This window comes from Pseudomonas putida (genome assembly GCF_028682635.1).
In the GTDB taxonomy this organism is placed as follows: domain Bacteria; phylum Pseudomonadota; class Gammaproteobacteria; order Pseudomonadales; family Pseudomonadaceae; genus Aquipseudomonas; species Aquipseudomonas putida_AE.
The window spans coordinates 46,653-70,589 of sequence record NZ_JANHLK010000025.1 but is presented as its reverse complement, the minus strand read 5'-3'; the positions used below and the strand labels follow the sequence as shown (position 1 = coordinate 70,589).

At 60.5% G+C, this 23,937-nt stretch carries 17 protein-coding genes; 12 read left to right on the top strand and 5 right to left on the bottom strand.

The genetic code is table 11. The annotated features are described in order from the left end of the window. Window positions 1-7: 7 nt before the first annotated feature. Complete coding sequence (gene lexA, locus NPS56_RS24780; RefSeq protein WP_274077082.1) at window positions 8-616, bottom strand: transcriptional repressor LexA; 609 nt, start codon at window positions 614-616, stop codon at window positions 8-10. Window positions 617-845: 229 nt separating this feature from the next. On the opposite strand from lexA, the gene NPS56_RS24775 reads away from it, so the two are divergent. The 3 genes from NPS56_RS24775 (at window position 846) to NPS56_RS24765 (ending at window position 3,484) form a co-directional block, all read left to right on the top strand. Next, entirely contained in the window at window positions 846-1,553 is a 708-nt protein-coding gene (locus tag NPS56_RS24775; RefSeq protein ID WP_274077081.1) for a TetR/AcrR family transcriptional regulator, read from the top strand. A 158-nt stretch (window positions 1,554-1,711) separates the two neighbouring features. Beyond that, window positions 1,712-2,722: a beta-N-acetylhexosaminidase gene (nagZ, locus tag NPS56_RS24770; RefSeq protein WP_274077080.1), complete on the top strand. Its 1,011-nt coding sequence runs from the start codon at window positions 1,712-1,714 to the stop codon at window positions 2,720-2,722. A gap of 12 nt (window positions 2,723-2,734) precedes the next feature. Beyond that, window positions 2,735-3,484, top strand: coding sequence for an S-methyl-5'-thioinosine phosphorylase (locus NPS56_RS24765; protein WP_274077079.1), 750 nt, complete (start codon window positions 2,735-2,737; stop codon window positions 3,482-3,484). A 98-nt stretch (window positions 3,485-3,582) separates the two neighbouring features. On the opposite strand, the gene NPS56_RS24760 is transcribed toward NPS56_RS24765, so the two are convergent. From NPS56_RS24760 to mfd, 3 genes are read right to left on the bottom strand one after another with little or no spacing between them, the layout of a single operon-like run. Next, window positions 3,583-6,276, bottom strand: coding sequence for a DEAD/DEAH box helicase (locus tag NPS56_RS24760; RefSeq protein ID WP_274077078.1), 2,694 nt, complete (start codon window positions 6,274-6,276; stop codon window positions 3,583-3,585). Between the two features lie 11 nt (window positions 6,277-6,287). Then, on the bottom strand, window positions 6,288-6,866 hold the full coding sequence (locus NPS56_RS24755; RefSeq protein WP_274077077.1) for a CsiV family protein: 579 nt from the start codon (window positions 6,864-6,866) through the stop codon (window positions 6,288-6,290). A gap of 10 nt (window positions 6,867-6,876) precedes the next feature. Then, window positions 6,877-10,326, bottom strand: a complete 3,450-nt coding sequence (gene mfd / locus NPS56_RS24750; protein ID WP_274077076.1) for a transcription-repair coupling factor — start codon at window positions 10,324-10,326, stop codon at window positions 6,877-6,879. 363 nt (window positions 10,327-10,689) lie between these two features. Between mfd and NPS56_RS24745 the strand changes: the two genes are divergently transcribed. The 3 genes from NPS56_RS24745 to NPS56_RS24735 all read left to right on the top strand — a co-directional run bounded on the left by NPS56_RS24745 (window position 10,690) and on the right by NPS56_RS24735 (window position 14,012). Beyond that, entirely contained in the window at window positions 10,690-12,153 is a 1,464-nt protein-coding gene (locus NPS56_RS24745) for a glyceraldehyde-3-phosphate dehydrogenase (RefSeq protein ID WP_274077075.1), read from the top strand. A 367-nt stretch (window positions 12,154-12,520) separates the two neighbouring features. Beyond that, window positions 12,521-13,615, top strand: coding sequence for a polymorphic toxin type 44 domain-containing protein (locus NPS56_RS24740; protein ID WP_274077074.1), 1,095 nt, complete (start codon window positions 12,521-12,523; stop codon window positions 13,613-13,615). Between the two features lie 40 nt (window positions 13,616-13,655). Beyond that, window positions 13,656-14,012: a hypothetical protein gene (locus NPS56_RS24735; protein ID WP_274077073.1), complete on the top strand. Its 357-nt coding sequence runs from the start codon at window positions 13,656-13,658 to the stop codon at window positions 14,010-14,012. A gap of 217 nt (window positions 14,013-14,229) precedes the next feature. Here the strand turns inward: NPS56_RS24735 and NPS56_RS24730 are convergent, their stop codons facing one another. Further along, window positions 14,230-14,559 (bottom strand): hypothetical protein, encoded by a 330-nt coding sequence (locus NPS56_RS24730; protein WP_274077072.1) that lies wholly within the window; start codon window positions 14,557-14,559, stop codon window positions 14,230-14,232. Between the two features lie 486 nt (window positions 14,560-15,045). Here NPS56_RS24730 and NPS56_RS24725 point away from each other — a divergent pair, with 486 nt between their 5' ends. From NPS56_RS24725 to sthA, 6 genes are all read left to right on the top strand, one after another. Further along, the gene (locus tag NPS56_RS24725; RefSeq protein ID WP_274077071.1) at window positions 15,046-16,251 is read left to right on the top strand and encodes an HlyD family efflux transporter periplasmic adaptor subunit; all 1,206 of its coding nucleotides are present in this window, start codon (window positions 15,046-15,048) and stop codon (window positions 16,249-16,251) included. Continuing rightward, window positions 16,248-17,492, top strand: coding sequence for a hypothetical protein (locus tag NPS56_RS24720; RefSeq protein WP_274077070.1), 1,245 nt, complete (start codon window positions 16,248-16,250; stop codon window positions 17,490-17,492). The genes NPS56_RS24725 and NPS56_RS24720 overlap by 4 nt, the downstream gene beginning before the upstream one ends. A 1-nt stretch (window position 17,493) precedes the next feature. Beyond that, window positions 17,494-19,644 (top strand): glycosyltransferase family 2 protein, encoded by a 2,151-nt coding sequence (locus NPS56_RS24715; protein WP_274077069.1) that lies wholly within the window; start codon window positions 17,494-17,496, stop codon window positions 19,642-19,644. Window positions 19,645-19,665: 21 nt separating this feature from the next. Then, window positions 19,666-21,093 carry an efflux transporter outer membrane subunit gene (locus NPS56_RS24710; protein ID WP_274077068.1) on the top strand — a complete coding sequence of 476 codons (1,428 nt, stop codon included), beginning with the start codon at window positions 19,666-19,668 and terminating at the stop codon, window positions 21,091-21,093. Window positions 21,094-21,313: 220 nt separating this feature from the next. Beyond that, window positions 21,314-22,294: an FAD:protein FMN transferase gene (locus tag NPS56_RS24705; protein ID WP_274077097.1), complete on the top strand. Its 981-nt coding sequence runs from the start codon at window positions 21,314-21,316 to the stop codon at window positions 22,292-22,294. 207 nt (window positions 22,295-22,501) lie between these two features. Continuing rightward, entirely contained in the window at window positions 22,502-23,896 is a 1,395-nt protein-coding gene (gene sthA, locus NPS56_RS24700; RefSeq protein ID WP_077047123.1) for a Si-specific NAD(P)(+) transhydrogenase, read from the top strand. The last annotated feature ends 41 nt before the right edge of the window (window positions 23,897-23,937 follow it).

Here is a 23,937-nt window from a genome sequence, read left to right as displayed (position 1 = left end):
GCCTCCTTTAGCGGCGAATGACGCCGACGCTCAAGCCTTCGATCACCAGTTCCTGATCTTTAAGGTTCACTTCGATAGGGGCAAACTCGGGGTTTTCAGCCATCAGCCAGACTTTGCTGCCGTCGCGCTTGAAGCGCTTGACGGTGACTTCGTCGCCGATCCGCGCCACCACGATCTGGCCGTTGCGGGCTTCGCGGGTGGTGTGGACGGCCAGCAGGTCGCCGTCGAAGATGCCCACATCCTTCATGCTCATGCCGTGCACCCGCAGCAGGTAATCGGCGCGCGGGTGGAAGAACGCAGGGTTGATGTTGCAGGACTCTTCAACGTGTTGCTGGGCGAGGATCGGCGCGCCGGCGGCGACCCGGCCAATGATCGGCAGGCTGGAATCGTCGGCCTTGGCCTCGAAGCCCGGAATGCGAATGCCGCGCGAAGCGCCCGGGGTCATCTCGATCGCGCCCTTGCGGGCCAGCGCCTTGAGGTGTTCTTCTGCCGCGTTGGGCGATTTGAAACCCAGTTCCTGAGCGATTTCCGCACGGGTCGGCGGGTAACCGTTGTCTTCCAGGCAGCGTTTGATGAAGGCCAGAATCTCGGCTTGGCGTGGCGTCAGCTTTAGCATATTGATCGCTCTGTCTTTTTATACAGTGACTGGGATTATATACAGTGAAACGGTCTTGGCAATGCCCCTTTTTTTCTCCGCCGCCAGACGGTCGCGCAACGGGCTGATGGAAGCTTTGCGGTTGTGTGGTTAAATGTCTGACCGACCATTCCCGAAACGAACTGCCAGACTTGACAATGCACGGGCTGAAACGTATGTTTCAAACAAGTGTTTGTCAGGCGGAGTAGCCATGGCCCAGTCGGAAACCGTTGAACGCATTCTCGATGCTGCCGAGCAGTTGTTCGCGGAAAAAGGTTTCGCTGAAACCTCATTGCGTTTGATCACCAGCAAGGCGGGTGTCAATCTCGCGGCGGTGAACTATCACTTCGGTTCGAAGAAGGCGCTGATCCAGGCGGTCTTCTCGCGCTTTTTGGGGCCATTCTGCCTCAGCCTCGATAAAGAGCTGGAGCGGCGCCAGGCCAGGCCTGAAAACAAGCCTTCCCTCGAGGAGCTGCTGGAAATCCTCGTCGAGCAGGCCCTGGTGGTGCAGCCGCGCAGCGGCAACGACCTGTCGATCTTCATGCGTTTGCTCGGGCTGGCCTTCAGCCAGAGCCAGGGGCATTTGCGTCGTTATCTGGAAGACATGTATGGCAAGGTGTTTCGCCGCTACATGATGCTGGTCAACGAGGCCGCGCCGAGGATCCCGCCGATCGAACTGTTCTGGCGCGTGCACTTCATGCTCGGAGCGGCAGCGTTCAGCATGTCCGGTATCAAGGCCTTGCGTGCCATCGCCGAAACCGACTTCGGGGTCAACACCTCCATCGAACAGGTCATGCGCCTGATGGTGCCGTTCCTGGCGGCCGGCATGCGTGCCGAATCCGGGGTCACCGACTCGGCCATGGCCACCGCGCAGCTGCGTCCTCGTAGCAAATCGACACCGGTTGCCGCCAAGGTTTAACCGCTCATGGGTGGGCGCGGCTGCTTACATCCGATAAGCTAGCCGCCCATGCCGACTCTCGTTGTCAACCCGTTCCCGCTCATGATCATCGACCTCCCGGGTACAACCCAGGGCGGTGCATCGCTGCGAGCCGGGTTTATCGTTATCAAGGAATTGCTATGACTGCTGGCCTGCAAGGCTCGTTGATGGTGGACGTCGCCGGTACCTGGCTGACCGCTGAAGATCGCCAATTGTTGCGCCAGCCCGAGGTGGGCGGCCTGATCATTTTCGCCCGCAACATCGAGCATCCGCGCCAGGTGCGCGAGCTGAGCGCGGCGATCCGCGCCATTCGTCCCGACCTGCTGCTGGCGGTGGACCAGGAGGGTGGACGGGTGCAGCGCCTGCGCCAGGGCTTCGTGCGACTGCCGGCGATGCGCGCCATTGCCGATAACCCCAACGCCGAATACCTGGCCGAGCAGTGCGGCTGGATCATGGCCACCGAGGTGCTGGCCGTGGGCCTGGACCTGAGCTTCGCCCCGGTGCTGGATCTCGATCACCAGCGTAGCGCCGTGGTCGGGACCCGTTCGTTCGAAGCTGATCCAGAACGTGCCGCATTGCTGGCCGGTGCGTTCATTCGCGGCATGAACACCGCAGGCATGGCCGCCACCGGCAAGCATTTTCCCGGCCACGGTTGGGCCGAGGCGGATTCCCACGTCGCGATCCCCAATGACGAGCGCAGCCTTGAGCAGATCCGCGCCCACGACCTGGTGCCTTTCGCCAGACTGAGCCAGCAGTTGGCCGCCGTCATGCCTGCCCACGTTATTTATCCACAGGTCGATGCGCAGCCAGCGGGCTTCTCCCGGCGCTGGCTGCAGGACATCCTGCGTGGCGAGCTGCAATTCGACGGCGTGATCTTCAGCGACGATCTGTCCATGGCCGGTGCCCATGTGGTGGGCGATGCCGCCAGCCGTATCGAAGCAGCACTGACCGCCGGGTGCGACATGGGCCTGGTGTGCAACGACCGTGCGGCCGCCGAACTGGCTTTGAGCGCCGCCCAGCGTCTTAAGGTCAAGCCGTCGGCGCGCATTGCGCGTATGCGTGGCCAGGCGTTTGCGAGCACCGAATACCGCCAGGATCCACGCTGGCTGGCCGCCGTGGGCGCGCTCAAGGATGCACAGCTTATTGATTAACGGAGGCGCGCCATGACGGTCTACGCGATTATCGGCGGTACCGGTCTGACCCGGCTGGAAGGCCTGGACATTCGTCAGTCATTGGCGCTGGACACTCCCTACGGCGCGCCGTCTGCCGAGGTGCAGATCGGCGAGTACGCCGGCCACGAAGTGCTGTTTCTCGCCCGACATGGTCAGCCGCACCGTTTTGCCCCACACAGGGTGAATTACCGGGCCAATCTCTGGGCGCTGAAGCAGGCCGGTGCCGAGGCGATAATTGCGGTCAACGCGGTGGGCGGCATTAACGCAGCGATGGGTACCGGGCATTTCTGCGTGCCGCATCAATTGATCGACTACACCAGCGGTCGCGAGCACAGCTACTTTGCCGATGACCTGGAGCCGGTCACCCATATCGACTTCAGCTACCCCTACAGTGAATCGCTGCGTCAGCGCTTGATTGCAGCGTTGGTGGCCGAAGGCATTGGTTTCAGCGATCAGGGTGTGTATGCCTGCATGCAGGGTCCGCGGCTGGAAACCGCCGCCGAGATCCTGCGCCTGGAACGCGATGGCTGCGACATCGTTGGCATGACCGGGATGCCGGAAGCGGCCCTGGCCCGCGAGCTGGAACTGGATTACGCCTGCCTGGCGCTGGTGGTGAACCCGGCGGCTGGCAAGTCGGCGTCGGTGATCAGCATGGCCGGGATCGAACAGGCGTTGGGTGAGGGGATGGGTAAGGTGAGGTCGACGTTGGCGCGGCTGCTCAAAGGATCGACAAGCGACTGACCTGTAGGAGCTGGCTTGCCAGCGAAGGGGTCCTGAAGCCCAGCTCAAAATTCACGACCGCCTTCGCCGGCAAGCCGGCTCCTACAGTTCGAATCTTGCTACTTCTCCAGCTTGTCCGGCAACGGCGCAAACAACGCTTCAATATCATCGCTCTGCAACTTCCAATCCCCCGCCTGACGCCCGTCCAGCACGCCCGCCGCCAGGTCGGATTTTTCCTTCTGCAGATGCTGGATCTTCTCTTCCACCGTGCCGCGCGCGATCAGCTTGTAGACGAACACCGGCTTCTCCTGGCCAATGCGATAGGCACGGTCGGTGGCCTGGTTTTCCGTGGCCGGATTCCACCAGGGGTCGTAATGAATCACGGTGTCCGCTTCCGTCAGGTTCAGGCCGACGCCGCCGGCTTTCAGGCTGATGAGAAAGATCTGACGCTTGCCGCTCTGGAATTCCTTCACCGGTGTACGACGGTCGCGGGTCTGTCCGGTCAGCAAGGCATATTCAACACCGCGTTTCTTCAGTTCGACCTCGATCAAGGCCAGCATCGAAGTGAACTGCGAGAACAGCAGGATCCGCCGGCCTTCCTCGAACAGCTCTTCGAGCATTTCCATCAGGCTGTCGAGCTTGCCCGAGGTGCTGCCCCGCGTCGGAAGGGTCGCGTCATTGACCAGGCGCAGATCGCAACACACCTGGCGCAGCTTGAGCAGCGCCTCGAGGATGATGATCTGGCTGCGGGCCACGCCTTTGCGGGTGATTTCGTCGCGGACTTTCTTGTCCATGGCCAGGCGCATGGTTTCGTACAGGTCGCGCTGGGTTTCGTTGAGCTCGACCCAATGGATGATCTCGGTTTTCGGTGGCAGCTCGGTGGCCACCTGTTCCTTGGTGCGGCGCAGCAGGAAAGGTTTTATCCGACCGTTGAGGTGTTGCAGTCGTACTTCGCTGGTGCGCTTTTCAATCGGGACGCGGTAATCGCGGTTGAAGCTTTTCACGTCGCCGAGCCAGCCGGGCAGCAGGAAATGAAACAGCGACCAGAGCTCGCCCAGGTGGTTTTCCAGTGGCGTGCCGCTCAGGCACAGGCGCTGGCGGGCGTTCAACTCACGGGCGGCCTGGGCGGCCTTGCTGTTCGGGTTCTTGATGTACTGCGCTTCATCCAGCACCAGGACGTGCAACGGCTGCGCCGCCAGGCGGTCGACGTCCTTGGGCAGCAACGCGTAGGTGGTCAGGATCAGGTCGTAGTCGGCCAGGTTGTCGAAATGCTTTTTGCGGCTGGCGCCGTACAGTGCCAGCACCTTGAGTTGCGGGGTAAAATGCGCGGCTTCGTCGAGCCAGTTGGGAATCAGGCTGGTGGGCATCACCACCATGCAGGGGCGATCGAGGCGCCCGGCGTTCTTCTCGCTGAGCATGTGCGCCAGGGTCTGCAGGGTTTTGCCCAGGCCCATGTCATCGGCGAGGATGCCGCCGACTTCCAGTTGCCGCAACGACTGCATCCAGCTCAGGCCTTCAAGCTGATACGGGCGCAGGGTTGCATTCAAGCCGTCCGGAGCTGTGGCGGTGTAGTCCTTGATGTCGCGCAGGCGCTGGGCAAAGGTGCGGATCTGCTCGCCACCTTCCCAGAGCAGCGGCAGGTCTTCCAGCGCATTGAGGCGCGTGGCGTCGGCCTTGCTCAGGCGCAGTGCGGTTTCACCCGGCTCTTGCAGGTAAAACTCGCCGAGCGTCGCCAGTACCGGTTTCAGGCGGCCGAAGGGCAGGGCGACTTGCAAGGGGCCGTGCTCGGCGTTCGGCCGGTTGGGGATGTTGACCAGGATCAGCTCGTCGTCGCGCCGCCGTGCCAGGCGTTCCGGGTTGAGCAGTTCGGTGTGCGAGCGCATCAGGTTCAGCAGGATCGGCAGCAGGCTCAGCCGCTCGCCATTGACGATGATCCCCAGTTCCAGGTCGAACCAGTCCCGCTCCGGCGCCTGTTCGACCGTGGCGTACCAATCGTCCACGGCGGTCAGGTCGAATCCGAAGTCCTCGTTGATCAGCAGTTCCCAGCCCTGGGTGCGCAACTTCGGCAGTTCATTGAGGGTGAAGGTCAACCAGGCGCTGTCATTGACCATCTCATACAGTTCGCCTGCGCTTTCCGGCAGGGCTTTGCTTTGCCGGGTGGCAATCTTGAAGCCGAGGATTCGCAGTTGTTCGCGGTAGGACTGTTCCACATCCGGGTGGCGTTTTATCCGTAGGGTCTGGGTCTCCTGGCGAATCAGGATGTCGGAATTCTTCTGGCCTGAAACGTATTCGTCCAGATAACTGAAGGACAGCGCCGCGCGATGCTGGATGTAACGCTGCATCCGCCCGTTGCGCGGTTCGAAGGCGCTGAATTCGATGCTCGCCAGCCACAGGCGCGGTACCGGTTGCACGTTGTCCACCAGGACTTGCGGTGGTGCCTTGGGGCTACGGTTTTCCAGCACCGCCTGGAGTTTTTCCAGGAGTTCGGCGTCTTTGGCGGCGGCGGGGTAGTCGAGGGTTTCCTGGACTTGCAGGAGAACCGCCGCGCAATGTTTGCAGTTGCTGTGGACCGGACAGGAGCAGGTGGCATCGACCATCAGCAAGGTGCCTTTGGCCGACTCGCGCAGGCGAATGGTCTGACGGTAAACGTTACCGCCAGAGCCTTCGCATGCCGCGGTGATGGTCGCGTCGCCGACCTCGACGATCCTGACGCGATTTTCCAGTGCGTAGCGGCGACCACGCTCCAGGCTCTGTTCCTTGAATCGGCTGACCCAGGAAGGTGCCAGGGGTTTGCTCAGGGTCGTCGCGGACATGGGGGCTTCAATCAGTCCGGAACGACTTCAGGGGCTTCCCGGGGAGCGGGCGCCGTCAACGAGGTGATCTTGATCAGCAGGCCCAGGTGGCCGTTGTCGAGGAAGTTGAGCTGGCCGTTCTTGGTGTGGCTTTCCTGTTTCAGGCGTTCGCTGGCTGTGACCAGGCCTTCGTCGTTGAACTGGTTGACCCAGAAATCGGCGTCCACGTCGGTGAAGCGTCCAAGCGTCATGTTCAGGGTGCCTTCAATCGGGTACTGGCCGAACTGCTCCTTGCCGTCGCTGACCGCGACCTTGACCGGTGTTTCGCCGAGGGTCTGCTGCCAGGCTTTGTGCAGCAGCACGGTGTATTCATTGCTGGCGGTCAGTTTTTCCACTTCGCCATTGAGGCTCGGCGTGCGCAGGCTGTCAGGGCTGACGGCTTGAGCGCCAGCGGCCCAGTCTTCCGGCGCGGCACGGCTGACAATCGCCGGCACGGCGTTCTGCCGCACCAGAATCATTTCAATCTGATACAGATCATCGGCAAAGACCGACGGGGTGACCAGTGCTGTTATTAACATTGTCAACAAGGTCAGTGAGCGAAACAGGCGCATGCGGCGTCCTTCAAGCAGTTTTCGGAATGAGGCGCTCAAACAACGCCTCTACAGTATTAAAGCGCTCTTCCGAGCGCTCCATCGGGACCTGGAACTTGAACATCGTCGCCCCTTCGAATTTGTAGCGTTTGGGCTGGCTCTGGATCAGCTTGATCAGGGTCAGCGGGTCGACCGGGGTTTGTGTCGCAAACTCGATTCGACCACCTTGCGGGCCGCCGTCGACTTTCTTGATGCCCAGCAACTCGGCCTGCAATTTCAGGGCGGTGATGCGCATCAGGTTCTTGGTCGGCTCCGGCAACAGGCCGAAACGGTCGATCATCTCAACTTGCAAGTCCTTGAGGCCTTCTTCGTCGGTGGCCGAGGCGATGCGCTTGTAGAGAATCAGGCGGGCGTGGACGTCCGGCAGGTAGTCCTCGGGAATCAACGCCGGTACGCGCAAGTTGACTTCCGGACCGCCGCCCAGCGGCTGATCGAGGTTGGGTTGTTCGCCCTTGCGGATCGACTTCACTGCGCGCTCGAGCATTTCCATGTACAGCGTGAAACCGACTGCCTGGATCTGCCCGCTTTGCCCGTCGCCGAGCAATTCGCCAGCACCACGGATTTCCAGGTCGTTGGTGGCGAGCACGAAGCCCGCGCCGAGGTCCTGGGTGTTGGCGATCGCTTCCAGGCGCTTTTCCGCGTCTGCGGTGATCTGCTGGCGCGGCGGCGTCAGCAGGTAGGCGTAGGCCTGGTGGTGACTGCGCCCGACGCGGCCGCGCAACTGGTGCAGTTGCGCCAGGCCGAACTTGTCGGCGCGCTCGATGATGATGGTGTTGGCGCTCGGCACGTCGATGCCGGTCTCGATGATGGTCGAGGCGATCAGCACGTTGAAGCGCTTGTGGTAGAAGTCGCTCATCACTTGTTCGAGCTCGCGCTCGCGCATCTGCCCGTGGCCGATGCCGATCCGTGCTTCCGGCACCAGTTCGGCGAGGTCGGCGGCGCATTTCTCGATGGTCTTCACATCGTTGTGCAGGTAGTAGACCTGGCCGCCACGCAGCAGCTCACGGAGCAGGGCCTCCTTGACCGTGCTCTTGTTCTGCTCCATGACGAAGGTGCGCACCGACAGGCGCCGGGCCGGCGGCGTGGCGATGATCGACAGGTCGCGCATGCCCGACACGGCCATGTTCAGCGTGCGCGGAATCGGCGTGGCGGTCAGGGTGAGGATGTCGACTTCGCTGCGCAGGGCCTTGAGCTGTTCTTTCTGACGCACACCGAAGCGGTGTTCTTCGTCAATGATCACCAGCCCGAGGTTCTTGATCTTGACATCGTCGGACAGCAACTTGTGCGTGCCGATGACGATGTCGATCTTGCCTTCGGCCAGGTCCGCGATCGCCGCATTCACTTCCTTGGCCGACTTGAAGCGGCTCATCACTTCCACGCTCACCGGCCAGTCGGCGAAGCGGTCGCGGAAGCTGTTGTAGTGCTGCTGGGCGAGCAGGGTAGTGGGCACCAGGATCGCCACCTGGCGACCGCCGTGCACGGCAATGAACGCGGCGCGCATGGCCACTTCGGTCTTGCCGAAGCCGACGTCGCCGCACACCAGGCGGTCCATCGGCTTGGGCGCGAGCATGTCTTCGCGCACCGCTTCGATAGTCGTTTGCTGGTCCGGCGTTTCTTCGAACGGGAAACCGGCGCTGAAGGTGGCGTAATCGGCTTTCGGGTCGGCGAAGGCATACCCTTCACGGGCGGCGCGGCGCGCATAGATGTCGAGCAATTCAGCCGCGACATCGCGCACCTGTTCGGCGGCCTTGCGCTTGGCTTTTTGCCAGGTCTCGGAACCCAGGCGATGCAGCGGGGCGAGGGCGTCGTCGCTGCCGGTGTAGCGGGCGATCAGGTGCAGGTTGGCCACCGGCACGTAGAGCTTGGCGCCCTCGGCGTATTCCAGGGCGAGGAATTCGGCGGTCTGGTTGTCGATTTCCAGGGTGGCCAGGCCCAGGTAACGACCGACGCCGTGGTCGATGTGCACCACCGGCGCGCCTTCGCGCAGCTCGGTGAGGTTCTTGATGACCGCATCGTTGTTGGCGTCGGCGCGTTTCTCCCGGCGCCGGCGCTGCATCACGCGCTGGCCGAACAACGGGCTTTCGGCGACCAGCGCCAGGGCCGGATCGTCCAGCAGCAAACCTTCGTCCAGCGGCGCGATGGTGATCGCCAGGCGCTCCTTGCCGGCGACGAAGTCCGGCCAGCTGTCAACGGTCTTGGGGCGCAGCTTCAGGCGTTCGAGCAGTTCCAGCAGCACTTCACGACGGCCCGCGGACTCGGCGGTAAACAGCACGCGACCGGGGAATTCGTCGAGGAAACCGGCCAGCGCCGCCAAGGGTTGGGTGGCCTTGGCTTCGATGGCCAGGTTCGGCAATTCCCGGGCAGGGAAGCGTTCGCGGCCGGCGCCGGTTTCCACATCCTGTTGACTCGCCACTACCCGTGGCCAGTTTTTCAGGCGCGCGAAGCAGTCTTCCACCGGCAGGAACAGTTCGGCGGGCGGCAATAAAGGACGGGATGGATCGACACGCCGCTCTTCATAGCGATTGCGCACGTCGTTCCAGAAGTTTTCGGCCGCCTGTTCGATGCCGGGCAGGGAGAACACTTGCGTGTCCTGCGGCAGGTAATCGAACAGGGTCGAGGTTTCTTCGAAGAACAGCGGCAGGTAGTACTCGATACCGGCCGGGGTAATCCCGCTGCTCAGGTCCTGGAAGATCGGGCAGCGCCGGAAGTCGACATCGAAACGCTCGCGAAAGCGCGCCTTGAAGCGGGTGACGGCCTCTTTCTGCAGCGGGAATTCCTTGGCCGGCAGCAGCTTGACCGAATCGACCTTGTCGATGGAGCGCTGGTTTTCCGGGTCGAAGGTGCGCAGGGTTTCGATTTCGTCGTCGAACAGGTCGATGCGATAGGGCAACTTGCTGCCCATCGGGAACAGGTCGATCAGCGAGCCGCGCACGGTGAATTCGCCATGCTCGTACACGGTATCGACGTAGCGATAGCCGGTGGCCTCAAGGCGGCTGCGCATCTGCTCGACGTCGAGTTTCTGGCCGACATCCAGCACCAGGCTGCTGCCGAGCAGGAACTTGGTCGGCGCCAGGCGGTGCAGGGCGGTGGTGATCGGCACCACCAGCACGCCGTGCGACAGCTCGGGCAGCCGGTACAGGCTGGCGATGCGCTGGGAAATGATGTCCTGGTGCGGCGAGAACAGGTCGTAGGGCAGGGTTTCCCAGTCGGGGAAATGCAGTACGGGCAAATCCGGGGCGAAGAAACTCAGCTCCTGTTCCAGCCGTTCGGCACTTTGGCTGTCGGCGGTGAGCAGCAGGGTAAAGCGCTTGGCAGCGCTGGCAGCCTCGGCGATGGCCAGGCTCAGGGCGGCACCGGGCAGGTTGCCCCAGTGCTGTTTACCTGCCGCGGCAGGGAGAAGCGGTAGACGCAGAACGGGCACGGAAGGTTGAGCTCCAAGCGTTGCGACAAAGTCGGTAATTGTAGCGGTCCCGGGTGCCGCCTGTCAGTTGCAGACTGTGTCTATTACGCAGGTTTGGCGAAATGTAGTGGTAAAGACAAAAAACCACTGTTTTTTACCGTAAAAACCAGAATATGTAGTGGTAAAACCAGCAGGTGTTACGGAGGGTTACGGACAAGGTAGCGTTGTCTCCAAAAAATTGACTGCGCTGAAAGCCCCGGTTTCATTGGGTTCCAGCGATGCGTGATTTTTTTGAAGGAAAAATTGTTACGGATCGCACGACAGGCGCGCATTGCTACACGAGGCTTACGGCGGCATAATGTAGCCCCTTTTTTCTGCCCCTACATGTGGAAGGTTCCCGTGACTCAGAAGCCCGACCAGTGTCTTGGTGAATGGATCGACCGTGAAGCACTCGCAGAAGCGATGATTCCGCTTATCGGTCAGCTCTACCGCAATAACAATGTGGTGAGCTCGATCTATGGCCGCAGCCTGATCAATCGTTCAGTCATTGCGATTCTCAAAGCTCACCGCTTTGCTCGTCACCGTCAAACCGACGATACCGAGCTGTCCGTCCACGAAACATTCCCGCTGCTCAAGGCGATGAGCGAGCTCAAGCTCGGCGCCGCTTCGGTAGACCTGGGCAAGCTGGCAGCCAAATTCAAGGCTGAAGGCAATGGCCGTACTGCCGAGCAGTTCGTCCGTGAAGAACTGGCCGATGTGGTTGGCCAGCAGAACGCCTCCGCCCGCAAAGGCACCGACGTTGTCCTGTACGGCTTCGGTCGTATCGGCCGTCTGCTGGCGCGCATCCTGATCGAGAAAACCGGTGGCGGCGACGGCCTGCGCCTGCGCGCCATCGTCGTCCGCAAGGGCGCCGAGAACGACCTGGTAAAACGCGCCAGCCTGCTGCGTCGCGACTCGGTCCATGGTCCGTTCGATGGCACCATCACCATTGATGAAGCCAACAACACCATCACCGCCAACGGCAACCTGATCCAGGTTATCTACGCCAAGAGCCCGGCCGAAGTCGACTACACCCAGTACGGCATCGAAAACGCGCTGATCGTCGACAACACCGGCGTATGGCGTGACGCCGACGGCCTGGGCCAGCACCTGGCCTGCCCGGGCGCTGCACGGGTTATCCTCACCGCACCTGGCAAGGGCGCGCTGAAGAACATCGTGCACGGCATCAACCATGGCGACATCAGCCCTGACGACAAGATCATCTCGGCTGCTTCCTGCACCACCAACGCCATCGTGCCGGTGCTGAAGGCTGTGAATGACAAGTTCGGCATCGTCAACGGCCACGTCGAAACCGTTCACTCGTTCACCAACGACCAGAACCTGATCGACAACTTCCACAAGGGCAGCCGTCGTGGCCGCGCCGCGCCGCTGAACATGGTCATCACCGAAACCGGTGCCGCCACCGCAGCCGCCAAGGCGCTGCCAGTGCTCAAGGGCAAGCTGACCGGCAACGCGATTCGTGTTCCTACGCCGAACGTGTCGATGGCCATCCTGAACCTGAACCTGGAAAAGGCCACCACCCGCGAAGAGATCAACGAGTACCTGCGCCAGATGGCCATGCACTCGGACCTGCACAAGCAGATCGACTACGTCAATTCGCAGGAAGTGGTTTCCACCGACTTCGTTGGCTCGCGCCACGCAGGCGTTGTGGACGCTGAAGCGACCATCACCCAGGATAACCGCGTTGTACTGTACGTCTGGTACGACAACGAGTTCGGTTACAGCTGCCAGGTGGTTCGCGTAATGGAAGACATGGCCGGTGTAAACCCGCCAGCTTTCCCGCGCTAAGCCTTTAGCTGCACATGAAAACGCCCCGACCTTGGTCGGGGCGTTTTTATTTGTGCGCCTTTTGACTTTTCTTACCGAGTAACTCCGTCCTGGAAGCACTCCTGTAGGAAAAAGACTGTTTAGTTTGACGAAACGTCTGATTCGTCTTTTTGAATTCGCCGTCGCAGTCGCAATGCTGTCAGCGTCCGCTGCATCATTTCTGAACACCTTCCCAGGATAAGGAGTTTGAAATGAATGCACGCTTGCAGCCCTCATATTCTCCAGCGTCTCTGCGAAGTCTGGACAAACCTTGCTTAATTGAGAGGGGATCACAACCCATCTTCGCAAACTTTCCGGACTCGGCCGAAAGTAAGGGAGTGGGAATCCAATGAAAGAAGGACATTTCATCGGTTTGAATGACCGAACCACCTGTGGTGGCAAGGTTCTCGATGGTGACACCCGGATCATGATGTATGGCATTGCCCACGCCCGCGACGGTGATCGAGTCACCTGTGGAGAAGACGGGAAGACCTATCGGATTGTCGGTGGCGTTTCGCACATGATCAGTCATGGCAAGGCCATGGCGGGTACGCTGGACAGTTACAGCAATTGCCCCTGTAAAGCCCGACTGATCCCCACAGTGCTCACGGCCACCTATCAAAGCAATGAAGGCGCTGCGCAGCCGGCCACCAGGGTCGCAAGCTCACCGGCGACCCCGGTGGCTAACAGCTTCACTACCAGGCCCCAGGTGGTTAGTCCGAAGCTGGCAGATCAAGTCGTTATCCAACCCGGCGACCTTGGTGGAAGCAAAGTCTGTAACCATCCAGACCAAATGGAAACGTTGGCCAGTTACATCGCTGGCGAGATGAGTCGGAACATCAAGCATCCGGCCGTGTTGAAAATGAAAGAGCTGTTGAGCTACGACAGCGGTGCAGAAGCCAGGAAGTTTCGGTCGTTACCCTGGTACGCCAGGCTGGCCGGACCACCGAATTTCAACGGCATCGAATGGACGCTAAAGCTTCAGGCGATGGCGATCTGGACTAAGCAAGTGGGTCAAAATATGGAGTGGGACCACAAGCCGAAGCTGAGGGCGATGTACGACGATAACGTCCGGCACAAGCAGGGCCTATACGAGTATTACTACGATATTTGGTCGAACATCCATTATGGATACGCCGGCATAGCGGGTGGGCTTTCAGAAAGCGTATTGTTGGATGGTGCTGGAGTTGAACAAATTGGCTCGGACACAAAACGGTGGATTGAAGACAGTAAGAAGTACCCAGGTCCGCATTTAACTGCGAATCTATTTGATGGGCTGCGGGCATTTGACGATATAGCTGATAGGGTGGCAATAAGTATCGGTGTGAAACTCGCCAGTCGATACGCTAGCGGCGGGGTAACAGCTCAGATCATTATGAGCGAAGTGCTGGCAGTTGCACCTGAAAACTGGGGGGATGGAGTACGTGTTCACTCCTGTACATAAAAGAGGTAGATCTCTCAAAAAGTGGTTGTGGATTCCAGTTGTGTATCTGGCCATCAGTCATTGGGATATTGCATTACCTACGGTAACTATCCACTATCCCGAGAGTGGAAAGGAGGAGCTCAGATATATTTGGAATGTCCAGGATCGGGTATACAAAGGAGGAATGCAGCCCGGCGGAGGCACAGTCGATAACGGCCATCTATTTCCGGATGATAAATTTTTTATGGAAATCTCCTGGTGGAGTAAAAGTGTTCGCGCCCATTGCGTAAACATAACTCCGAAGTGGCCCAATACGGATATCTATCTTGATGCCAATGGCGATATTGATCTCAGCGAAACCAGCGGCACTGATTTGGATCGCTTGAAACAATGTATCACGGATACCGCGCGCCCCTGATAGGCGCCAAAATTGGCTTCGGACAATAGCGCTGATCATCATGAATGAAGTGTTGGGAATTGCTCGATAAAATTGGGGGGTGGAGTCCGTGTGCACCTCAGCAAATAAATCCAGATTATGTTACATTCGGTGGCTATGGATTCTGCTGCTACCGCTATTAATTCCCCTGCTGGTGTTTTTGATAATTGTCCTCTGGCGAATTATTGTGCTGCCTGTTTCAACGGTCCATTACTCCAAGAACGGCGTGGATGAACTGCGGTTCATCTGGAATGTACAGCACCGGATTTACAAAGGGCGCCTTCCCCCAGGCAGCAGTACACGGGATTATGGGTTCTTGTTTCCAGATGAGAAGTTTTTCATGGAGATCTCTTGGTGGAATGATAAGGATCTCCGGCACTGCGTCAATATATCCCCGAAATGGTCCACTACGCACATCTATCTTGATGCAAATGGCGATATTGATCACAGCGAAGGCAGCGGTACTGATGCGGATCGCTTGAAACAATGCACCACGGACCACGCGCGCCCCTGAAAGGCGCCAAAGCATGAATGCAGGCTGTCTCCTGTATCGATTGTGACTGACTTATATCATTTTAATCTTTCCAGTCATCATTTAATAATTATTTAAAATCCGATAAAAAGTTCAATTCGCAATAAAAAATAAAAACCACCAATTAAAATAACAGCTTGCCGACTAATGCATGACGTGGATCCAATCATCAACCCGCTACATATTTGACGTCATTTAATTGTTCCATTCATTTACTTGACACCCCAAAGCACTGAATCTAGTGTCGCCCATGACACCGCCCGCTCTGCCTCGGGCAATACCAAAGTCATGCTTTACAGCAACTCTCCAAAAAGACGGGAATCCCATTTCCGCTCACATCACAATAAAAATCACATAAACCAGCGTCGGCTTAATTGCCGTGCACAAATCAATTACGTTTTGCTCACCCTGCCAAAAGTGTTTTCGCAGCCAGGCCTGCTAGTGCCTGGCTGATATGCGGTTGGTCTATCGGGAGAGTCGAACATGGCGGAAGAACGATCGAAGTTGTTGTCGCTGTTACCGCGCCTGGTGGGGTTGGGTGTGCTGGGGTTTGTTGTCTGGCTGTTGCTGTCGACCTTGCTCATGCCGCTGGTGTCGGCGTCTGCCACCCGGGCGATTCTGAATGCGCCGGTGATTCTGTTGACCACGCCTATCGATGGCGTGGTCAGTTCCCTGGCGGTCAAGCCCGGTGTGACGTTTAGCCAGGGCCAGAAGATTGCCGTGGTGGAAAACCCGCGGGCGAACCAGGAAACCTTGTTGACCCTGCAAACCCGGCGCCTGACGTTGGAGCAGCAGCTGTCGTCTTCGGTCAGCCAGGCCGAGCACGATCAGCGCTATTACGAGGAACTGGAGAAGACCAGCCAGCAATACCAGGCCGCCTTCCATACCCGCCAGCTCTACACGCAAAAAGCCCTGAAAGCCGAGAACAGTGCCGCCAGTGCGCGGTTGATCGATGCCCAGGAAACGGTCGAGCGCAATCTCGAGTTGTTCGTCCAGGGGGCGGTCAGTGGGGCGGTGGTGGCTTCGTCGAAAGCGCAGCTGGCTTCGTTGCAGGGCGCGGCCGAGTCTGTGCGTTCGCAGTTGCGCATCACCGATGGTGACGTCAGCGCCGCCAACAAGCGGGTCTACCTCGATCCCGATCAGCTGCGCATGTTCGATCTCAGCGCGCAGATGACTACGCTCAAGCTCAGCCTGGAGAATCAGGCGCGCAACCGGGCGACCTATCAACAGGAACTCGCCAACCTCAACCAGCTGATCGATACCGAGCAGAACCGGATCAAGTTGATGGCCGGCTACGACGTCGTGGCGTATTCGCCGGGTACCGTCCAGGAACTGCTCGCCCCCCAAGGCACCCTGGTGCAGGCCGGCTCGACTCTGCTGCGGGCCACCGATTGCGCGCAGAGCTACGTGATCGCGGTGTTTCCCGAGCGCATGGCCAGCAAGATCGACCGCGACAGCGTGCTCACCGTGAAAATCCGCGGCCTCGACCAGCCGCTCAAGGCCAGTGTGGTGCAGTTGTTGTCCAGCGCTTCGGACATCCGCGCCAATACCTACAGCGTGCCGTTTCCCTATGCCGAGCAGAATTCGGTGTACGTGGTTGGCACCTTTGCCGCCGACCTCACGGACAGCCAGCGTGCCATGACCTGCAACCCGGGATTGTGGGCCAGTGCCGAGGTGTCGCGGCCATGAGCATTTTATTGCGAGCGATGGTGGGGCTGATGTTGATGACCGGTGCGGCAAGCGGATGGGCTGCGCAAGCCCGACCGCAACTGGCGGCAATGACCTGCGCCGCCCTGGATCAGGCCGTGGCATCACAGCCGGCGGGCCCGGTACTGGTGGCCAGTTATCCGCCGCTGGATGGCCAGCCTGCGCCGATCCTGGCGTTGCGCGGGGTGGCGTTTACTTACGACAACGCACTGGCCAGCATTGCCCTGTTTGCCTGCGGCAAGGCCGAATCGGCGCGGCGGATTGCCGATGCATTGGCGTTCGCCACACTGCACGATCCGGAGTACCAGGACGGGCGCCTGCGCAACGCCTACGCCGCAGGCCCGGTGGCGGCGCCGTCGATGAAGTTGCCCGGTTATTGGAGTGTCGAGCGCAACGCCTGGAACCAGGACGCCTATCAGGTCAGCAGCGCCACCGGTAACCAGGCCTGGGCGGCACTGGCCTTGTTGGAGGCCTATCGACAGAGCGGCGAGGCGTCATACCTTGCGGCCGCGCGCAAAGCCCTGCACTGGTCGCAGCAAAACACCTACGACGGGCAATCGCCCGCCGGATTCAGTGGGGGGTACTACGGGTACTTTGACAAACAGGTCCAGCAGAACTGGAAATCCACCGAGCACAACGTCGACCTCGCCGCGGCGTGGTCGGCACTCGACGCGGTGGCGCCGAATCAGGATGCGGCGAAACAGGCACGGATCGCCCGACAGTTTGTCTCGAGCCAATGGGATGCCGGGGAAGGCCGCTTCCTGATCGGCACTGGCGCGGATGGCCAGACCTCGGACCGCGTGCGCTCGGGGCTGGATGCGCAGATCTGGCCCTTGATCGCCCTGCATGAGCCGCCCAAGGACTGGCGACGAGTCTTCGCCTTCATCGACCACGCTCACCGTGCCGGCGAAGGTTACGGGTTCAACCGCGACCCCGATGGCCTGTGGACCGAAGGCACCGCCCAGGCCGCTGCGGTGGCGCGCTTGAGCGGCCTGAGTGAGAAAGCCCAGCCGCTGTGGAGCGTGCTGCTGGCCCAGCAGGCGGGCAACGGTTGGCTGTTCGCCACACCGCAAGCGCGCATCAGTACCGGGCTGGCCATAGGCCCGGACTCGGTCAGCAACGATTTCTTCTATTACCACCTGCCTCACTTGGGCGCCACAGCGTGGGCGGCGATTGCTGCCACCGGCGTCAATCCCTTTACCGGTTCGCAAGAGGCTGACTGACATGCAGGCACTGGACTCGCTGCAACTGCTGCAAATCAATTTCTGGACCCTGGCGGCGGTGATTCTATTCACTTGCCTGACCCACCGTGATCAATGGGCCGCGCGGGTCGGATTCGGTGCCATCACTGCATTTTTGCTGATCAACTATGCAGCCTGGCGGATTCGCGACACCTTGCCCGACGGTCATTCCGGATTTGCCACGGTCTGGGCCTACAGCTTCCTGTTCTTCGAGATGCTGGCGATCGGTTACACGCTGTTTTCCATCGTCGTGATGCTCTGTCGCACGGATCACCACAAAGCGGCCGATGCCGGCGAACGCCGCCTGCGCCAGCAAGGCAACGCGGTGCCGGCGGTGGACATCTTCATCGCCACCTACAACGAGGGCCTGGAAATTCTCGAAAAAACCATTATTGCCGCCCAGGCCATCGACTACCCGAACTTCACCATCTGGGTGCTCGACGACACCCGGCGCGACTGGTTGCGCGACTACTGCGCCGAAATGGGCGTGCAGTACGCGCGGCGCCCCGACAATTCCCACGCCAAGGCGGGCAACCTCAACAACGGTCTGCGCCAGTCGGCGGCCCTCAGCAACGCGCCGTACATACTGGTGCTCGACGCCGACTTTGCACCGCAGCAACCGATCCTGCTGCGAACCCTGGGGCTGTTCGACGATCCCAGGGTCGGCCTGGTGCAGACGCCGCAGTTCTACTACAACCCCGACCCGATCCAGCACAATCTCGGCACGTCGGCCTGCTGGGTCGATGAACAGCGAGTGTTCTTCGATGTGTTCCAGCCGGCGAAGGATGGTTGGGATGCGGCGTTTTGTGTCGGCACGTCCTTCGTGGTGCGACGCGATTTGATCACCGAAGTCGGCGGTTTTCCTACAGGGTCGGTCTGCGAAGACATCTACACGACTTACCGCTTGCTGCAAAAAGGCTACGTCACCCGCTGGTTGAACGAGCGCCTGTCCATTGGCTTGTCTGCCGAAGGTTTGACCGAGTACATCAATCAGCGTGGGCGCTGGTGCCTGGGCACGATCCAGGTGGCGCTGCTCAAGGAGGGCCCGTTGCGCGGCAGCGGCTACACGCTCAATGACCGGCTGCACTATATCCATGGGCTGATGCACTGGTTTTCCAAGCCGTTCATTCTGATGATGCTGGTGTCGCCGGTGCTGTACTGGTACTTCGGCATCGCCGGGTTCTACGCCAATCCGGTGGATTTCCTGGCGTTCGGCATGCCGGCGCTGATTGCGTTCTGGGGTTACGGGACCTGGGTGACGGACCGGCGAACCTTGCCGATCTTTACCGAGGTCACGCAGATCGTTGCCTCGCTGGCGGTCACGGCCACCATCGCCAGCGCAATGATTCGTCCGTTCGGCAGGCCGTTCAAGGTCACCGCGAAGGGCCTCGACCGGACGAAAACCATGGTCCACTGGAAGCTGTTCGGCTTCTTTCTGGCCTTGACCTTGCTCTCGCAATTTGGCGCCTACATCGCCATCAGCACCGCCGCCTCGTTCGACGGCAACATGCTGTTCAACCTGTGCTGGACGGTGGTCGCGCTGGTGTACAACCTGGCGACCCTGGTGGCTTGTGTCGACCGGCCGCGGTTGCATGGCGAAGAGCGGTTTCCGTTCGACAAACCCACCGGTTTTCGTTTTGGCGGCAAGGTGCTGCCGGGGCGCCTGATGGATATTTCCCTCAGCGGTGCGTCGCTCAACTGCGCCTTCGCTTCCTCGATCAAGCCGGGACTGTGTGGGCAGCTGTGGGTCGACAAGCTGGGTTGGATTGACGTCGAAGTCATGCGCAATCACGGCGAGGACCAATTGGGCTTGAGGTTTGCCGACCTTGACGAAGGGCTGCGGCGGCAACTGATTGCCCGGCTGTTCAGCGACGCCACGATCAACGTGGTCAGCAAGGCGCAACCGGCACAGGCCTTCGGCACGTTGCTGCAGCGCTCCTTGATCGGCGAAAAACGCCTGGCACCGCCTGCCGCCAAGCCGGTCAAGGCGCCAACCTACGTCCCTGCACCCCGCTGGCGGCCGATCAGTGTGCGTTCGCGTAAACAGGCGCTGCCGAACATCAGTGTCGGTCGGTCGGGCCTGTGGTCGTTGCTTCTTTCCCCCTTGCGAGCTTTGCTCGGCCAACGTTTTTAGGTGCGCGCCATGAACAGTTGCTTGCCCACTACATGTTTCATGACATTGTTTTTGCTCGGTGGTTGTTCGCTGGAGCCGACCTACGAGAAACCCGAAGCACCCATCGACCAGCAATGGCCGGCCAATACCGCTGGTGAGTGCTGCAGCGGCAAGCAGGCGTTCGATAAGGACTGGCGCGGTTTTGTGGTCGACGAGCGACTGCGCCAGTTGATCGACATGGCCCTGGCCAACAACCGCAGCCTGCGACAGTTCGCGGCCAGTGTCGAAGAGGCGCGGGCCGGGTATGACAGTGCGCGTTCGGGGCTTTTTCCTACGATCGGCATCGACACTTACGCCGGTCGCAGCAAGTTGCCGCCGCTGGTGCGCACACCCGGAGGCGGCGATACCGCTGGCAGTATCGCCAACACCTATCAGGCAACGGCGGGCTTTACCTCCTACGAGTTGGACCTGTTCGGGCGTATCCGCAGTCAGCGCAATGCCGCCGGGGCGCGCTTCGAAGCGTCCGAGGCGGATTATCAGACGGCGCGGCTGGCGCTGATCGGCGAAGTCGCCAGCACCTGGCTGAGCCTCAAGGCCAACCAGCATCTGCTCGACCTGGCGCAGAACACCTGGCAATCCCAGGATCGTTACGGGCAGTTGTTGCGCAAGAGCTATAACCTCGGTTCCAGTGCGCGGATCGATGTGCATCAGGCGGATGCGCAAACCAACACCGCGGCGGTGCAGGTCAATACCTATCGCATGCAAGTGGCGCAGGACAGCAATGCGCTGCGGGTGTTGGTGGGGCAACCGGTGCCGGTGGGGTTGCTGCCGACCGGCGCGTTGGGGGAGCAGTTGGCGACGCTGGACGTGCCGGCGGGTTTGCCTTCGGCGCTGGTCGAGCGGCGGCCCGACATCATGTCCGCCGAGGCGCAACTGCGTGCGGCCAACGCGGATATCGGCGCGGCGCGCACGGCGTACTTCCCGACCTTTTCCCTGACCTCGGCATTGGGCAGCCTGACCGGAGAGTTTTCCCAGTTGCTTACTGGCCCGGCGGAGTTCTGGTCGGTGGCGCTGGCCGGCTCGCTGCCCTTGCTCGACGGCGGCGCGCGACGGGCGCAGGTCGATGCCAGTCACGCTCGATTCGCCGGCCAGGCGGCGGCCTATGAAGCCACGGTGCAGAACGCTTTTCGGGAGGCGGCCGATGCCCTGAATGCGCGCCAGGAAATGCTCACTCAGGTCGAGTACCAGAAAAAACTGGTGGGGGATTATCAGGAAGCCTACCGGCAGTCGCGCCTGCGTTTCGAATCGGGGCTGGACAGCTATTTTTCCACCATGGATGCGCAGCGGTCGTTGTTCGATGCGCAGCAGAAATGGGCGCAGCTGGAGTTGGCGCGGGAGATCAATCAGGTGACGTTGTACAAGGCGCTGGGGGGAGGGTGGAGCCAATCCTTGAAGATGGCGGAACGTTGACCACGCCAATTCATTCACACCACAAATCCCCCCTGTGGGAGCGGGCTTGCTCGCGAAGGCGGCGTGTCAGGCAACATCATTGGTGAATGACACTACGCCTTCGCGAGCAAGCTCGCTCCTACAGTTCTATCGCATAATGGCTCACCTTGGCGTTGGGTCAGGAAGTGCTTTGGGAGTGGGGGATTTGTTGAACAGGTGGCAGGCCGTTGTTTTTGTGTTGATGGGCACCTTGTCCGCCTGCGGCAACGGCGAATCCATGGAAAGCTTCGGCGGGCCGACCATGGGCAGCACCTGGTCGATCAAGTACGTGCGACACGCCGGCCTTCCTGCCCCGGCAGAGGTCCAGGCTCAGGTGGAAAAGATCCTGGCTGAAGTCGACCGGCAAATGTCGACCTACCGCAGCGACTCGGACATCGAGCGCTTCAACGCTTTGCCCGCCAATCACTGTCTGGTCATGCCCGCGCCGATCCTCGAATTGGTCCGCGTCGGCGAGCAGTTGTCAGTGCAAAGCGAGGGCTCTTTCGATTTGACCGTGGAGCCGCTTCTGAATCTCTGGGGTTTCGGCCCACAGGCCCGTGAAGAAAAAATCCCCACTACCCAAGCGCTGGCCGAGGCGCGCCGACGTGTCGGTCACGAGCATCTGCGCATCGACGGTGACCAGCTGTGCAAGGATGCCGCCGTCGAAGTCGACTTCAACAGCATCGCGGCCGGGTACGCGGTGGACACCATCGCCGCGAAGCTCGAGGCCATGGGCATCCACGACTACCTCGCCGAAGCCACCGGCGAACTCAAGGCGGCCGGCCGCAAACTGGACGGCACTCCTTGGCGCATCGCCCTGGAGGAACCCCGCGACGATCAACAAGTGACCGAGCGCATCATCGCTGTCGACGGCTATGGCCTGTCCACGTCCGGCGACTACCGACATTATTTCGTACAGGGTGGCCAGCGTTTTTCCCACACCCTCGATGCCCGGACCGGTACACCGGTCTCACACAACCTGGCGTCAGTCACTGTGATTCATCCTTCAGCGCTGATGGCCGATGGCTTATCGACGCTGTTGCTGATTCTTGGCCCGGAGCGGGGCTGGGACTACGCGGAAAAACACGGCATCGGCGCATTTTTTGTGATGCGCACCGATACAGGTTTCGTCACACGCAGCAGTCAGGCTTTTGCACGCCTGAGTGGCGAAAAAACCGAATGATAACGGCGATTCAGGCATTGAAACCTGGCGTTGTAGTGCAGGCAAAACTAGCCTACGACGCGACCAAGGGTTAATGTGCGCGGCGTTGACGCTTCTATAGACTGTGTCCGGGTTCTGCATGGGCCCCAAATTGTTCCTTCATGCCACAGATTGGCGTGATTTAGCCGCAGGTGCCGCTGGCGCCACGGCCTGTTCTGAGGAGTACGCATGGCTGTCTACAACTACGACGTGGTGGTGTTGGGTTCCGGCCCGGCGGGGGAAGGCGCGGCAATGAACGCCGCCAAGGCAGGGCGCAAGGTGGCGATGGTCGACAGCCGTCGCCAGGTCGGCGGCAACTGCACTCACTTGGGCACCATCCCGTCCAAGGCACTGCGTCACTCGGTCCGGCAGATCATGCAGTTCAACACCAACCCGATGTTCCGGGCCATTGGTGAGCCGCGCTGGTTCTCGTTCCCGGACGTGTTGAAAAGCGCCGAGAAAGTGATCTCCAAGCAAGTCGCCTCGCGCACCGGCTACTACGCCCGTAACCGCGTCGATGTATTCTTCGGCACCGGCAGTTTCGCCGACGAGCAAACCATCGAAGTGGTCTGCGCCAATGGCGTGGTGGAAAAACTGGTGGCCAAGCACATCATCATCGCCACCGGTTCGCGCCCTTATCGCCCGGCCGACATCGATTTCCATCACCCGCGTATCTACGATAGCGACACCATCCTCAGCCTCGGCCACACCCCGCGTAAACTCATCGTTTACGGCGCCGGCGTGATCGGTTGCGAATACGCGTCGATCTTCAGTGGCCTGGGTGTGTTGGTCGAGCTGGTGGACAACCGCGGCCAGTTGCTGAGCTTCCTCGACTCGGAAATTTCCCAGGCGTTGAGCTACCACTTCAGCAACAACAACATCACTGTTCGCCACAACGAAGAGTACGACCGCGTCGAAGGCGTGGACAACGGTGTGATCCTGCACCTCAAGTCCGGCAAGAAGATCAAGGCCGACGCCTTGCTCTGGTGCAACGGCCGCACCGGCAACACCGACCAGCTGGGCCTGGAAAACATCGGCGTGAAGGTCAACAGCCGTGGCCAGATCGAAGTCGACGAGGCGTACCGCACCGGGATCCAGAACATCTACGGCGCCGGTGACGTGATTGGCTGGCCGAGCCTGGCCAGTGCCGCCCACGACCAGGGCCGTTCGGCCGCTGGCAGCATCGTCGACAACGGCAGCTGGCGCTTCGTCAACGACGTACCGACCGGGATCTACACCATTCCGGAGATCAGTTCGATCGGCAAGAACGAGCAGGAGCTGACCCAGGCCAAGGTGCCGTACGAAGTGGGCAAGGCGTTCTTCAAGAGCATGGCCCGGGCGCAGATCGCCGGCGAGCCGCAAGGCATGCTGAAGATCCTGTTCCACCGTGAAACCCTGGAAGTGCTGGGCGTTCACTGCTTCGGCTACCAGGCATCGGAGATCGTGCACATCGGCCAGGCGATCATGAACCAGCCGGGCGAGCTGAACACCTTGAAGTATTTCGTCAATACCACGTTCAACTACCCGACCATGGCCGAAGCCTATCGGGTCGCCGCGTACGACGGCCTCAACCGGCTTTTTTGAGCGGCTCCGGCCGGTGGCCTGAGCCGGCCGGGGAGACCGAT

Excerpts from the sequence above, each read along its gene's own strand:
- NPS56_RS24725 (WP_274077071.1), top strand. The coding sequence starts at position 15,046 with ATGGCGGAAGAACGATCGAAGTTGTTGTCGCTGTTACCGCGCCTGGTG.
- NPS56_RS24705 (WP_274077097.1), top strand. The coding sequence starts at position 21,314 with ATGGGCACCTTGTCCGCCTGCGGCAACGGCGAATCCATGGAAAGCTTC.
- NPS56_RS24745 (WP_274077075.1), top strand. The coding sequence starts at position 10,690 with ATGTGGAAGGTTCCCGTGACTCAGAAGCCCGACCAGTGTCTTGGTGAA.
- NPS56_RS24720 (WP_274077070.1), top strand. The coding sequence starts at position 16,248 with ATGAGCATTTTATTGCGAGCGATGGTGGGGCTGATGTTGATGACCGGT.
- NPS56_RS24775 (WP_274077081.1), top strand. The coding sequence starts at position 846 with ATGGCCCAGTCGGAAACCGTTGAACGCATTCTCGATGCTGCCGAGCAG.
- nagZ (WP_274077080.1), top strand. The coding sequence starts at position 1,712 with ATGACTGCTGGCCTGCAAGGCTCGTTGATGGTGGACGTCGCCGGTACC.
- NPS56_RS24730 (WP_274077072.1), bottom strand. The coding sequence starts at position 14,559 with ATGCTTTGGCGCCTTTCAGGGGCGCGCGTGGTCCGTGGTGCATTGTTT.
- lexA (WP_274077082.1), bottom strand. The coding sequence starts at position 616 with ATGCTAAAGCTGACGCCACGCCAAGCCGAGATTCTGGCCTTCATCAAA.
- sthA (WP_077047123.1), top strand. The coding sequence starts at position 22,502 with ATGGCTGTCTACAACTACGACGTGGTGGTGTTGGGTTCCGGCCCGGCG.
- NPS56_RS24740 (WP_274077074.1), top strand. The coding sequence starts at position 12,521 with ATGAAAGAAGGACATTTCATCGGTTTGAATGACCGAACCACCTGTGGT.
- NPS56_RS24760 (WP_274077078.1), bottom strand. The coding sequence starts at position 6,276 with ATGTCCGCGACGACCCTGAGCAAACCCCTGGCACCTTCCTGGGTCAGC.
- NPS56_RS24715 (WP_274077069.1), top strand. The coding sequence starts at position 17,494 with ATGCAGGCACTGGACTCGCTGCAACTGCTGCAAATCAATTTCTGGACC.
- NPS56_RS24765 (WP_274077079.1), top strand. The coding sequence starts at position 2,735 with ATGACGGTCTACGCGATTATCGGCGGTACCGGTCTGACCCGGCTGGAA.
- NPS56_RS24755 (WP_274077077.1), bottom strand. The coding sequence starts at position 6,866 with ATGCGCCTGTTTCGCTCACTGACCTTGTTGACAATGTTAATAACAGCA.